General features: G+C 65.8%; 16 protein-coding genes and 2 pseudogenes. 7 read left to right on the top strand and 11 right to left on the bottom strand.

Annotated features, from left to right (window positions below; genetic code table 11):
* Nucleotides 1-216: pseudogene (locus ACIQ2E_RS07950) on the top strand (cell death suppressor protein Lls1); the annotation flags it as partial.
* Here the strand turns inward: ACIQ2E_RS07950 and ACIQ2E_RS07945 are convergent.
* Nucleotides 183-500 (bottom strand): SemiSWEET transporter, encoded by a 318-nt coding sequence (locus tag ACIQ2E_RS07945; RefSeq protein ID WP_398328621.1) that lies wholly within the window; start codon nt 498-500, stop codon nt 183-185. The pseudogene ACIQ2E_RS07950 and the gene ACIQ2E_RS07945 sit on opposite strands and share 34 nt — an antisense overlap.
* On the bottom strand, nt 497-1,243 hold the full coding sequence (locus ACIQ2E_RS07940; RefSeq protein WP_398328618.1) for an RluA family pseudouridine synthase: 747 nt from the start codon (nt 1,241-1,243) through the stop codon (nt 497-499). The genes ACIQ2E_RS07945 and ACIQ2E_RS07940 overlap by 4 nt, the downstream gene beginning before the upstream one ends.
* Between ACIQ2E_RS07940 and ACIQ2E_RS07935 the strand changes: the two genes are divergently transcribed.
* A complete protein-coding gene (locus ACIQ2E_RS07935) occupies nt 1,224-1,598 on the top strand; it encodes a hypothetical protein (protein WP_398328615.1) in 375 nt (124 codons plus the stop codon). The two genes, ACIQ2E_RS07940 and ACIQ2E_RS07935, sit on opposite strands and share 20 nt — an antisense overlap.
* On the opposite strand, the gene ACIQ2E_RS07930 is transcribed toward ACIQ2E_RS07935, so the two are convergent.
* The 3 genes from ACIQ2E_RS07930 to ACIQ2E_RS07920 are packed head-to-tail and all read right to left on the bottom strand — an operon-like array spanning nt 1,595 to nt 2,519.
* A complete protein-coding gene (locus tag ACIQ2E_RS07930) occupies nt 1,595-1,897 on the bottom strand; it encodes a hypothetical protein (RefSeq protein ID WP_296368632.1) in 303 nt (100 codons plus the stop codon). The genes ACIQ2E_RS07935 and ACIQ2E_RS07930 overlap by 4 nt on opposite strands.
* A gap of 34 nt (nt 1,898-1,931) precedes the next feature.
* Nucleotides 1,932-2,213: a cell division protein SepF gene (locus ACIQ2E_RS07925; protein ID WP_296368634.1), complete on the bottom strand. Its 282-nt coding sequence runs from the start codon at nt 2,211-2,213 to the stop codon at nt 1,932-1,934.
* Nucleotides 2,214-2,264: 51 nt separating this feature from the next.
* The gene (locus ACIQ2E_RS07920) at nt 2,265-2,519 is read right to left on the bottom strand and encodes a hypothetical protein (RefSeq protein WP_398328611.1); all 255 of its coding nucleotides are present in this window, start codon (nt 2,517-2,519) and stop codon (nt 2,265-2,267) included.
* 119 nt (nt 2,520-2,638) lie between these two features.
* Between ACIQ2E_RS07920 and ACIQ2E_RS07915 the strand changes: the two genes are divergently transcribed.
* Nucleotides 2,639-2,821, top strand: coding sequence for a hypothetical protein (locus ACIQ2E_RS07915; RefSeq protein WP_398328608.1), 183 nt, complete (start codon nt 2,639-2,641; stop codon nt 2,819-2,821).
* Between the two features lie 13 nt (nt 2,822-2,834).
* Here ACIQ2E_RS07915 and ACIQ2E_RS07910 read toward each other — a convergent pair whose 3' ends face one another.
* Nucleotides 2,835-3,311: a DUF427 domain-containing protein gene (locus ACIQ2E_RS07910; RefSeq protein ID WP_398328605.1), complete on the bottom strand. Its 477-nt coding sequence runs from the start codon at nt 3,309-3,311 to the stop codon at nt 2,835-2,837.
* Between the two features lie 4 nt (nt 3,312-3,315).
* Nucleotides 3,316-3,561: a Nif11-like leader peptide family RiPP precursor gene (locus tag ACIQ2E_RS07905; RefSeq protein WP_398328601.1), complete on the bottom strand. Its 246-nt coding sequence runs from the start codon at nt 3,559-3,561 to the stop codon at nt 3,316-3,318.
* 87 nt (nt 3,562-3,648) lie between these two features.
* Here ACIQ2E_RS07905 and ACIQ2E_RS07900 point away from each other — a divergent pair, with 87 nt between their 5' ends.
* Nucleotides 3,649-4,083: a hypothetical protein gene (locus tag ACIQ2E_RS07900; protein WP_398328598.1), complete on the top strand. Its 435-nt coding sequence runs from the start codon at nt 3,649-3,651 to the stop codon at nt 4,081-4,083.
* A complete protein-coding gene (locus tag ACIQ2E_RS07895; protein WP_398328595.1) occupies nt 4,080-5,252 on the top strand; it encodes an aminotransferase class I/II-fold pyridoxal phosphate-dependent enzyme in 1,173 nt (390 codons plus the stop codon). The genes ACIQ2E_RS07900 and ACIQ2E_RS07895 overlap by 4 nt, the downstream gene beginning before the upstream one ends.
* A 155-nt stretch (nt 5,253-5,407) precedes the next feature.
* On the opposite strand, the gene ACIQ2E_RS07890 is transcribed toward ACIQ2E_RS07895, so the two are convergent.
* Genes ACIQ2E_RS07890 through ACIQ2E_RS07880 form a run of 3 tightly spaced genes read right to left on the bottom strand, consistent with a single transcriptional unit; the run spans nt 5,408 to nt 8,477 of the window.
* On the bottom strand, nt 5,408-6,256 hold the full coding sequence (locus ACIQ2E_RS07890) for a carbohydrate ABC transporter permease (protein WP_398328592.1): 849 nt from the start codon (nt 6,254-6,256) through the stop codon (nt 5,408-5,410).
* The gene (locus ACIQ2E_RS07885; RefSeq protein ID WP_398328589.1) at nt 6,256-7,896 is read right to left on the bottom strand and encodes a 2-isopropylmalate synthase; all 1,641 of its coding nucleotides are present in this window, start codon (nt 7,894-7,896) and stop codon (nt 6,256-6,258) included. The genes ACIQ2E_RS07890 and ACIQ2E_RS07885 overlap by 1 nt, the downstream gene beginning before the upstream one ends.
* Before the next feature lie 53 nt (nt 7,897-7,949).
* Nucleotides 7,950-8,477 carry an NYN domain-containing protein gene (locus tag ACIQ2E_RS07880; protein ID WP_398328587.1) on the bottom strand — a complete coding sequence of 176 codons (528 nt, stop codon included), beginning with the start codon at nt 8,475-8,477 and terminating at the stop codon, nt 7,950-7,952.
* 66 nt (nt 8,478-8,543) lie between these two features.
* Here ACIQ2E_RS07880 and ACIQ2E_RS07875 point away from each other — a divergent pair, with 66 nt between their 5' ends.
* Both ACIQ2E_RS07875 and arsS read left to right on the top strand, forming a co-directional pair.
* A complete protein-coding gene (locus tag ACIQ2E_RS07875) occupies nt 8,544-10,151 on the top strand; it encodes a glycoside hydrolase family 57 protein (RefSeq protein WP_398328584.1) in 1,608 nt (535 codons plus the stop codon).
* Nucleotides 10,064-11,170 (top strand): arsenosugar biosynthesis radical SAM (seleno)protein ArsS, encoded by a 1,107-nt coding sequence (arsS, locus tag ACIQ2E_RS07870; RefSeq protein WP_398328581.1) that lies wholly within the window; start codon nt 10,064-10,066, stop codon nt 11,168-11,170. The genes ACIQ2E_RS07875 and arsS overlap by 88 nt, the downstream gene beginning before the upstream one ends.
* On the opposite strand, the pseudogene ACIQ2E_RS07865 reads toward arsS, so the two are convergent.
* Nucleotides 11,160-11,309: pseudogene (locus ACIQ2E_RS07865) on the bottom strand (lycopene cyclase); the annotation flags it as partial. The gene arsS and the pseudogene ACIQ2E_RS07865 sit on opposite strands and share 11 nt — an antisense overlap.

Raw genomic sequence — 11,309 nt, 5'->3', positions numbered from 1 at the left:
AGCTGCTCAGGCGCCGATCGAGGCCTACGACAACTGCAGCCGTTGAGCTGGGCAGCAGCCGCCATTGCTGCCGTGGCCAGCGCCTGGCTGGGGCCTGGTCTCTGGGGCGCGGTTGCACTGCTGATGGCTGTGGTCGCCGCCGCCGCCGGGCTGCGCATCGCCACCTGGCTGAAACTGCTGCGTTACGGCAGCGGCCTACCGCCACGCAACCGCTGATCCGCCTGGCGCTCGGCCCACCAGGCGCGCCACTTGCGATCGAGGATCAAGCCTGCCGCCACCAGCGTGATGGCATTGGCAACGATCAATGGCCCGTCGCCGGTGAGCAAGCCGTACACGCCCCACAGGGCAATACCGGCGGTGAACAGGGCATACATGCGTAAGGAGATGCCGCGGGTGTCGCCGGTGCGCAGGGTCTTGATCGCCTGCGGGATGAAGCTGAGCGTGGTGAGGCTGGCAGCCAAATAGCCCAGGGCGGCGATGGCTGGTGGATGGGCGCTCATGGGCTGGGGAGCTCAAAGGGTGTGGGAGCCGTGAACTGAAGAGGTCGGCCGCTGCTGGGGTGCGCAAAGCCAAGGCGGCTCGCATGCAGATGCAGCCGCTGGATCGGTGCCGCCAGCGAAGCCTTGGCATCCGGCCCGTACAACGGGTCTCCCAGGATCGGATGGCCGATGTCCTGCAGGTGCACCCGCAGCTGATGGGAGCGCCCCGTGAGCGGCTCGAGCTCCAGCCGGCTGCAACCGCTGCTTTGGCCCAGCAACCGCCAGCGCGTGGCGCAGGCTTTACCGGCCGGATCCACCCCGTAGAGCGGAGGGCGGTGCTGGCGTTTCGCGATCGGCAGCTCGATCAGCCCTTCGGCCTGCTCGGGCACCCCATCCACATCAGCCACATAGCGCTTGTGCACCCGGCGTTCCGCGAACAAACCACTGAGAGCGCGATGCAACTCTGGGGTGAGGGCCACCAGGATCAACCCGGAGGTATCGCGATCGAGGCGATGCACCAGCTGGCCTGAGGGCCACTGGCGCTGCACCCGGCTGATCAGGGAATCAGCAAGCTCAGGCCCCAAACCCGGCTGGCAGAGCAAACCGTGGGGCTTGTTGAGCACCAGCAGATCGGGGCTGTGGTGCATGATCCAGGCCGGATCCAGCCCATCCATCATCACCGCCAGCGCTGCATTGGCCGTTGCGACCCGATACCGCCACACTGACAGCAACCGCCCCGGCCCGATGGCTTTGGATCGCTTCAAGCAGGCCCTGGCCGCGCTCCTGGATCAGGCCCCCAGCGATCCACTGGAGCGGGACGAATACTTCGAGCTTCACACCTTGCCCACTGGCGGCGACAGCGGCTTTGAGGTGGTGATCTGCGATGAAGAGAACGAGATCTTCGCGGTGATCTACACCGATCGCCTGTTCGATGAAGGGGAAGCCGGCCAGGACGAGGTGGAGGCTCTGGTGCCCGCCTTCCTGGAGGAGGCCTTCGGCCTCAAGCCCGATGAATGGGAAACCACAGAACCCTTTGATCTGGGTTGGCGCAGCCGTGAATACCTGTGGTTTATGGAGTTCCGCGTGCCGGGGCTCACACCCACCTGCACGTTCGACTAACGCTCCAGCTGCAGCACCTGCAGCTCCTGGCGAGGGCAACTGATCAGCAACAGCGCGCCTGGGCCCTCCGGCCAGGGCAAACCGGTGGCGCGGCGCAGGGCTCCGCGCTCGATCAAGGCCATGCCGCAGGTTTCCACCAGCACCACCGGCAGGCTGCTGTCACTGCCGCGCATCGCCTGCAAATCGAGGGCCTGTTGCACCGCTCGAGTGCTGCGCTCGAGACCGAGCCGCTCCACCAGCTCTCCCCAGAGGTGATTCACGGGGGTGCAACCCGCCAGATCCAGATCGCGCACATCCATCACTGCCCCTGCCGCAGCACCCCAGCTTGCCCTCTCAATCGCGATGCACCTGCACGAAATGGGGCGCAAACAACAGCACCCGCTCCCCCAGACGCTCCTGTTGCGCATCAAGGGCAAAAGCACCACCAGCCATGAAATCAGCAGCCCGCTGCATCTGATCCGCCGGCAGGCTGGAGAGATTGAGCAGCACCGTGGCGTGATCGCGCAGGGCCATCACCGCCTCCTGCACCCCCTCCAGGCTGGTGGGTTGGATCAGCATCACCTCCGCTCCCCAGACCTGGGGGTTCGGTGCAGCGTCTGGGAAGAACGGATCCATTCCCGCAGCGTGGCGGCTCCACCGCTGAAGCGCCAGGGGGCGCCGGGCTCATCAGGGCTGATCAGGCGCAAAGCGCTCAAGCATGTCCTGGGTGGGATGGATCGTTTCGAGCTCATCTTCGTTGTCGAGAAAGGCGTCGAAGGAGCGGTAACGGCGGATGCTGGGCGGGGCCAGGTTGGCATCGGCAAACACCTGCTGCCAGCTCAACTGCTTGGGCTTGATCTCCTGAAAATTGAGCAGCGCTTCCTCAAGATCGCCCGCATCACCAACGCCCTCGCCCTGCCAGATCAATTCATAGAAGGTCATGACCAACGGTGCGCTTCAGACCAGCAGAGCATGACGCAGCTGTGAAGTAACAACGCATCACATCCACCAGACAGGTGGAACACCCTCCCTAGCGTTCGTGCAGCGCAACGGCTGTGCACATGAGCATCGGCGAAGTGTTTCTGGAGAGCCTCTCCACCGGCGTGATTACCAGCGAAGAAATCGCCTGGGTCACCAGCATGCAGGCCCAGTTCAACCGGGCTGAAGCAGCGGTAGCCCTCAAACTGGGCCGCCTGCTGGATAACGGCGCCATCCAGATCGGCTGCCGCCTGCTGCAAGCCTGAAACCCAGCCCGCTTCAGATCAACTCCGGATGCTCAGGATCACCCTTGAAGGGCCCCTGCACCGCTGAGGTAATCCAACCTCCGTAAAACCCACCGGGCTGCGGCTGCACAGGTTCACCATCCACCCAGCATCCATCCATCAAACCTGGATAGAGCGCATACCAACCCGCCAGCGGCGCAAAAGCTCCAGTGGGATTGGCGTAGCTCCACACGGCCCGCATCAGGCGTCGATCGCCCACCACGGCGGTGAAGTAGCTGGCGACACCTTTCCATTCGCAGAAACTGCGGCCGGCCGCCGGCTCCAGCAGCTCAAGCCGCATCGCCTCCGGGGGCAGGTAGTAGGTGGGTGGGTGAAAGGTTTCCAGCACCCGCAGGCTGCGGCGGGTCTGAACCAGCAGCTCCCCCAGGGCGCGCACCTCAATCAACTGCTCACTCGCCACCAGAGCTGGGGGGCGCGGGTAATCCGCCACCCGTTCGGGCATCAGCGCCATCGGATCAACCCGGGATGAAATGGCGCAGCCTGCGCGCCTCCTCTCCGGCCCGGCGCTGCAGCTCCGCATCGCTGAGGTGCTCCTCTTCCCGGAGCTGCGCCTTGATCACGTCGTGCTCGCTCACGGCGAAGCCTTCGGCCTGGGCGATCTGCAGCAGGTCCTCCAGATCCAACGGCTGCTGTAAACGCTCCGCCAGATGGGGCTGCTCACGGGCGTGCGCAAGGAAGGCGTCGAGCTGTTCGAGCGACACAGAAAAGCCTGAATTACCGCTGGTCTAGCCAAAAGCCTCGCCAAGGGAGGCGGCGCGTTCCAAACTTGACGAATCCGAAGCCGCCCCATGAGCTCCAGCGCCCGCTCCAGCAGCCCGCAAGCCCCCTTGCCCACCTGGATGCGACGCACCGGTGCCGGCCTCACCGCCCTGGTGGCCGTGCTGTTCGTGGTGGTGCTGCTGCAGGTGCGGCAACAGGGTGAACGCATCCAGACCCTGCAAGACAAGCTGCAAACCCTGGAGAACGAAAAGGATCTCGATCGCACCAACGCGCTCGAGGAGCAGGTGCGCTCCACCGCTGAGCGCCTGCAAAACCTCGAAGGTCTGGAGCAGACCGTGCAGAGCCTGAGGAGTGAACAGGCCAGCCTGCGAGCCCAGCTGCGCAGCCAGGAGCGCGATCCCCAGTTCCCCCTCGACAACAGCGTGGATCTCAATGGCCGCACCAGCAAACCCAAACCGGGCCGCCTGCCCGCCTTGCCGCCGCTGCCCAGCGGTCAGGAATGAAACAACCTGCAGCCGCCCGCCGGCTGGAGCAGGTGCAGCAGCCGGTGATTCCTGTGATGGGGGAGCTGATTCGTCAGACCCCCGGCACGCTTTCGCTGGGCCAGGGAATGGTGAGCTGGGGGCCACCAGAGCAGGTGCACCAGGCCGTGGCTGCGGCCCTGCAGCAGCACGATCCAGGCCTCGATCGCTACGGCCCCGTGGCTGGATCCGATGCGCTACGTGACGCACTGGGGTTATGGCTGCAGCGCGAACAGGGCTTGGATCTAAGTGAGAGCGCGCTACTGATCACCGCCGGCAGCAACATGGCCTTCAACGCCGTGGTGCAAGTGCTCTGCGACCCCGGCGATGAGCTGATCCTGCCGGTCCCTTATTACTTCAACCATGAGATGGCGATCCGCCTAGCGGGCGGATCGCCCGTTGCGGTGGAGGCCGGCGTGGTGCCGGATCCGGAGCACCTAGCAGCGGCAATCACGCCGCGCACTCGAGCGATCGTGACCATCTCCCCCAACAACCCCAGTGGCGCCGTCTTCCCGCCAGATGTGCTCGCGGCGATCAATCGCCTCTGCGCCGAGCGCGGACTGGTGCACATCAGCGATGAGGCCTATGCACTGTTCAGCTACGGCGGTGAATCGGTGTGGAGTCCTGGCAGCGGTGCCGGCAGCTGCAGTCACACGATCACGCTGGGCTCGCTCTCCAAAAGCCACGGCATGGCGGGCTGGCGCATCGGCTGGGCAGTGGTGCCACAGAACCTGATGGCTGATCTGGCCAAGGTGCAGGACACAATCCTGATCCACCCACCCCAACTCAACCAGCAGGCGGCCCTCGGAGCCCTCGCCGCCGGCGCGGATTGGTGCCGCGGCCAGATCCACGGCCTCGCCACCCGCCGCCAACAGGTGCTGGATGCCCTCAACCAGCCGGCGGTTCCCTGGCGCCTGCTGGCCCAGCCGGATGGCGCGTTTTATGCCCTGCTGGAGCTCGAGAGCACGCTCAGCAGCGATCAGGCGATGGAGCAGCTGATCCGCCAGCACCGCGTGGCGTTGGTGAGCGGCAGCAGCTTCGGGCTGAGCGGCTGCTGCCTGCGGCTCAGCTACGGAATGCTGGGGCCGGCGGAGCTCAGCGAAGGGCTGGAGCGCCTGGTGGCTGGCCTATGGAGCCTGAGCCGGATGTGATCGTGTGAGCGGAACTCCCGGAGCTGATTGGCAGCCCGGCACGAAAGGTGATGGTGCTTGGAGGTGTCCACGGGCGGATATCCATGGATATCCGCCCGTGGACAGCGACCGGTGCACAACACCTCGCCCCAGCAAGGCGTCACAAGGCCCATCGATCAACCCTTTACGGCATCGCCGCTGGCGCTGGGGAGGATGTAACGCTGCAGGCCGATGAACAAGACCAGCACCGGCAGGATCGACACCACCGCCCCCGCCGCCACCAAGCGCCAGTCGAGCGAGAAGCTACTGGCCAGTTGCTGCAAACCAAGTGGAAGGGTGTAGAGATTCGGGTCGTCGAGGATCACCAACGGCCAGAGGAAATCGCTCCAGGTGCCGATGAACACGAACATCGCCAGAGTGATCAAATCGGCGCGAGCGGCTGGGATCATCACGTTCCACCACTCACCGAGAGGCGTGCAGCCATCGATGCGGGCGGCCTCTTCCAGTTCCACCGGCACACCGGCAAAGCTTTGGCGCAGCAAAAAAATCCCGAAGGCGGTGGCGGCCTGTGGAATGATCAGCGCCCAGAGCGTGTTGCGCAGCCCCAGCTGCACCATCAGCAGGTAGAGCGGAATCATCACCACCTGGAAGGGGATCAAGATCGTGGCCACGACAAGGGCCAGCACAAGACCCCGCCCGGCGAAGCGCATGCGGGCCAACGGATACGCCGCTAACGAGCAAAAGAGCAGATTCGCCAGCACCGCCAGGCCGCTCACGATGGCACTGTTGCGGATGTAACCCAGCATCGGGTTGTCAGCGAACAACCGCTGGTAGGCCTCCAGGCTGGGCTGGCTGGGCAGCAGCGATGGCGGGGTGGTGAAGATGTTCTCGGCGGGGCCCTTGAGCGAGGTGCTCACCAGCCAGAACAACGGCACCAGCATCGCCACAGCAATCAGCAGCAGCACAACCAGCTGCAAACCGCTGGCGAGCAGCGTGCGAGGCCTACCGCTCGCGGGGTGAGCCATCAGAGGCGCGGCCGCTCCGCCGGAGAGAGATCACCCACCGGCAAGGGAGCCTTCTGGGGGTGCAACGGGGAGCGATGGCTGCCGGCCACCAGGCGGTTCAGCGCGTTCACGAAGGCCTGGGCAGCCGCCACCACGATGTCAGTGTCAGCAGCGTGGCCGGAATAGAGCACGCCATCGGCGCGCAGGCGGATCGTCACCTCACCCATGGCATCGATGCCCTCGGTGACCGATTTCACCGAAAACTCCACGAGCTCATTCGGCACCCGGGCCAGCTGATTCAGCGCCTGACACACCGCATCCACAGGGCCGGTGCCGATCGCCGCCTCGGTGAGTTCAGCCCCATCGTCATTCACCAAGGTGACGGTGGCGGTGGGTTGCAAGTTGGTGCCGGTGCTCACCTGCACCAGCTTGAGGGTGTAGCGGGCTTCATCCTGCTGCTGCACCTGCTCGCTCACAATGGCTTCGAGATCGCGATCGCTGATCTCACGCTTGCGATCGGCCAGCTCCTTGAAGCGGGCAAAGGCGTCGTCGAGATCGTCGCGCTCGAGGCTGTAGCCGAGCTCTTCAAGGCGGGCGCGGAAGGCGCTGCGGCCGCTCAGCTTGCCCAGGGAGATGCGGTTATCGGCCAGGCCAATCGTGCGCGCATCAATGATTTCGTAGGTGAGGCGGTTCTTGAGCACGCCGTCCTGGTGGATGCCGCTCTCATGGGCAAAGGCGTTGGCGCCCACGATCGCCTTGTTGGGCTGCACCGCCATGCCGGTGAGGTTGCTCACCAGACGCGAGGTTTTGTAGATCTCCTCGGTGCGCACCCCGGTGAGCGGCTCGGTGCTGTCAGCAGGGCGACCCAGGAAGGGGTTGTAGTAGCTGCGGCGCACGTGCAGCGCCATCACCAGCTCCTCGAGCGAGGCGTTGCCGGCCCGTTCGCCGATGCCATTGATCGTGCACTCGAGCTGGCGGGCACCGTTTTTCACCGCTTCGAGGAAGTTGGCGACAGCCAGGCCCAGATCGTTGTGGCCGTGCACCGAAATCACGGCCTGATCGATGTTGGGCACATGGCGTTTGATGCCATCGATCAGGGCACCGAATTCCGCCGGAGTGGCGTAGCCCACCGTGTCGGGAATGTTGATCGTGGTGGCGCCGGCGGCGATGGCGGCCTCGATCACCTCGTACATAAACTCCGGATCAGAGCGGCCGGCGTCCTCGCAGGAGAACTCCACGTCGTCGACGAGGGAGCGGGCATAGGCCACCATCTCGCCGGCGATCTGCATCACCTCGGCGCGGCTTTTGCGCAGTTTGTGCTCGAGGTGGATGTCGCTGGTGGCGATGAAGGTGTGGATACGGCGATGGGCGGCGGGCGCCACGGCATCCGCGCAGGCCTTGATGTCTCCTTTGGCAGCCCGAGCCAAACCGCAGATCACCGGGCCATCGGGAGTGCCCACTGAGGCGGCAATGCGCTGCACCGCATTGAAGTCGCCAGGGCTGGCGAAGGGGAAGCCGGCCTCGATGATGTCGACGCCCAAGCGAGCCAGCTGCTGCGCGATCGCCAGCTTCTCCTCAAGATTGAGGCTGGCGCCAGGGGACTGCTCCCCATCACGCAGGGTGGTATCGAAGATCAATACCCGGCCGGGGTCGCGGGCCATGGCGGCTACAAGTCGGAATGGTTATGAGTTAGCCCCATCCTAGGGGTGTGGCCTCAGCTCCGACCAGCGCTGGCCAGCAGTGCCTCGTTTTTCTCTAGCTGCGGCCTCAGCTCGGCCAGATCCACGAACCGATCGGCCGCATTGCGTAATTCACGGGGCACCATGCCATCAGTGCTGATCAGCACCACCTTCACCCCCTTGATCCGCAACACCTCCACCAACCGCTCCAGATCACGGCTGCCGCTGAGCAGCCACACCTCATCCATGCGGTGGGCCACGGCCAAGAGATCGATGGCGATCTCCACATCGAGGTTGGCGCGGCCGAACTGGCGCTGATCCGCGTCGCCACCAAATTCCCGCAGAGGCTTGGCCCGCACCGTGAACCCCAGGCTGGTAAGCGCATCGCGGAAGGGGCGCTGATCGGTGGGGTCCTTCAGACCGGTGTACCAGAAGGCCGAACCGATCTCCGTGCCAGGTGCAGCCGTGGCATGGGCCAGCAGGCGGCGGGGGTCGAAGAACCAGCCCAGCTTCTGCTGCACATAGAACATGCTGTGGCCGTCGACCGCCAGAGCCAGCTGCATCGCTGCCGAGTCACTGGCCTGAGCCTAAAAGCAGCGCGTAAAGTCGCCGCACTCTGAGCTGGGACCTTGGCCACCGGCGCACTGGCCACGGAGACCGGCAGCCAGGGCGAGCTCGCCCTGGTGCTGCACGCGCATCTGCCTTACGTGCACTCCAGCGAGCCGGGTTCCCTGGAGGAGGACTGGTATTTCCAGGCACTGCTGGAGTGCTACCTGCCGCTGCTGGATGTACTGGAGGCGGCGGCAGCCGACCCAAGCCAGCGACCGCGCCTGAGCATGGGGCTTTCGCCCACGCTGCTGTCGCTGCTGAGCAACCGTGAGCTGAGCGAGCGCTTCGGCCCCTGGCTGGCGGTGCGGCAGGAGCTGGTGCTCCAGGCTCCCGCCGGTTTCGAAGCGGCCGCCGCCGATCTGGCACAACAGTTGAGCGGCACCGCCGCCGCCTGGCAGCGCTGCCAGGGCAACCTGCTGCCCCGCTTCCAGCGGCTGCAGCAGGCAGGCGTGCTGGATCTGCTCACCTGCGCCGCCACCCACGGCTACCTGCCGCTGCTGCGGGATTGCCCTGAAGCGGTGCGGGCCCAGCTGCTTACGGCGGTACGCGAGCACCAGCGGCTGCTGGGGGTGCGTCCCCAAGGGATCTGGCTGCCGGAGTGCGCGTACTACGAAGGGCTGGATCGCCTGCTGGTGAGCTGCGGGCTGCGCTACGCCATCCTCGATGCCCATGGCCTGCTGCACGGCCAACCTCGCCCCCGCTACGGGGTGTACGCCCCCGTCTGCACGCCGGCGGGCATGGCCTTCTTCGGGCGAGACAGTGAATCCACCCTGCCGGTGTGGAGCGCCCGCGACGGCTATCCCGGCGATGCCAGTTACCGCGAATTCCACCGCGATCTGGGCTGGGATCTACCCGAAGGCGAACTGGAGCAACGGGGCATCGGCTGCCGCCGGCCATTGGGCCTCAAGCTGCACCGGGTGAGCAGCCGCGACTGCGGCCTCGATGGAAAGCAAGCCTATGAGCCGTCAGCCGCTTACGCCACCGTGCGGCGCGATGCCGCCCACTACCTGAAGGGCCGCGCCCAGCACCTCCAACATCTGCAGGGCGCCATGGAGCGCGCGCCGCTGCTGGTGGCGCCATTTGATGCGGAGCTGTTCGGCCACTGGTGGTTTGAAGGGCCGCGCTTCCTGGCGGAGCTGTTCCGCCAAGCGCCCGCCAGCGGCGTGGGGCTCGCCACCCTGCGCGACACCCTCAGCCGCGGCGCCAGCTTGCAGCTCTGCCAGCCCTCCCCCTCCAGCTGGGGCCAGGGCGGCTACCACAACTACTGGCTCAACGACAGCAACGCCTGGGTGATTCCGGAATGGCACCGGGCCTCCCGGGCGATGGTGCAGCGGGTGAGCCGCGGCGTGGGCAGCGAGCAGGCCCGGGAGCTGCTGAACCAAGCGGGCCGCGAGCTGCTGCTGGCCCAGAGCTCGGATTGGAGCTTCATCCTGCGGGCCGGCACCACTACCGAACTGGCCCGTGAACGGATTGAGCGCCATCTGGGCCGTTTCTGGCAGCTGCTGGGCGCCATCGATGGAGAGGTGGAGCTGCCCGAAGGATGGCTGGATGCCGTGCGCGCAGAAGACGCGCTGTTTCCGCTGATCAACGCCGCAGACTGGGCTCAGATCGCAGCTGCTGCACCCTGACCTCCACCGCCGCACTTGCGCCGCTCCAGCAACGGGAGCTTCTGGCGCAGGCTCTGCCCGCTGAGCAGCAGTTCGAAGCGAGCCTGCAGCAGCGCCACCTCAGCTCACCGCGCCGCAGCGCCCTGCGGGTACTGCAACTCAACCTGGGCAAGCTCTGCAACATGCGCTGCAGCCACTGCCATGTGGATGCGGGTCCCAATCAGGGCCACACCCTGATGCCTGATGCCGTAGTGGACCAGTGCATCGCGGCGATGGCGCGGCTGCAACCGCCGGTGGTGGATCTCACCGGTGGCGCACCGGAGCTGCATCCGCGCTTCAGGGAGCTGGTCGTGGCAGCCCGGGCCCACGACTGCCATGTGATCGATCGCTGCAACCTCACGGTGTTGTTGCTCCCAGCGCTGCGGGATCTGGCGGCCTTCCTGGCGGAGCAGCAGGTGGAAATCGTGGCGAGCCTGCCGCAGCCTGAAGCCGAGAGCACCGATGCCCAGCGCGGCGATGGCACCTGGGAGGCCTCGATTGAAGCGCTGCGGCGGCTCAACCAGCTGGGCTACGGCCAGGGGGATCCTCAGCGGCGGCTCACACTGATGAGCAACCCCGCCGGTACCCGCCTGCAGCAGCTCACACCCTGCGACACGCTGCAGTGGAAACACCGCCTGCAGGAGCTGGCTGGGGTGCAGTTCGATCAGTTGATCGGCCTCAACAACATGCCGATCGCCCGCTTCCTGGAGCGACTGCAGCGCGATGGCCATGTGAACTGCTACTTGAAACTTCTTCACGACGCCTTCAACCACGAGGCACTCAACGGCCTGATGTGCCGCGACACGCTCTCGGTGGCAGCTGATGGTCAGCTGTTCGACTGCGATTTCAACCAGATGCTCGAGCTACCGCTCGGCGGCTCACCAACCACGATTGAGGCGATCACGCGCGAACAGCTCGAGCAACGCGCCATCCGCTGGGGCAACCACTGCTTCGGCTGCACCGCCGGCCAAGGCAGCTCCTGCGCCGGGGCTACGGCCTGAGCATCCGCAGAGCCAGCTGCAACTCGCGGCCCTGCATCCCCATCAGCCCCGCCTTCACGCTCCAGGGCGCAAGCACATACAAGCGCACCATGGCGGCAATCAAGGCAGGCAGGCTGAGGGTGTTGGTGAGAAAGCCAAA

The sequence above is a fragment of the Vulcanococcus sp. genome, from assembly GCF_044369115.1.
Lineage (GTDB): Bacteria > Cyanobacteriota > Cyanobacteriia > PCC-6307 > Cyanobiaceae > Vulcanococcus.
The sequence above is the reverse complement of the archived record's forward strand: the minus strand, read 5'-3'. Positions and strand labels throughout refer to the sequence as shown.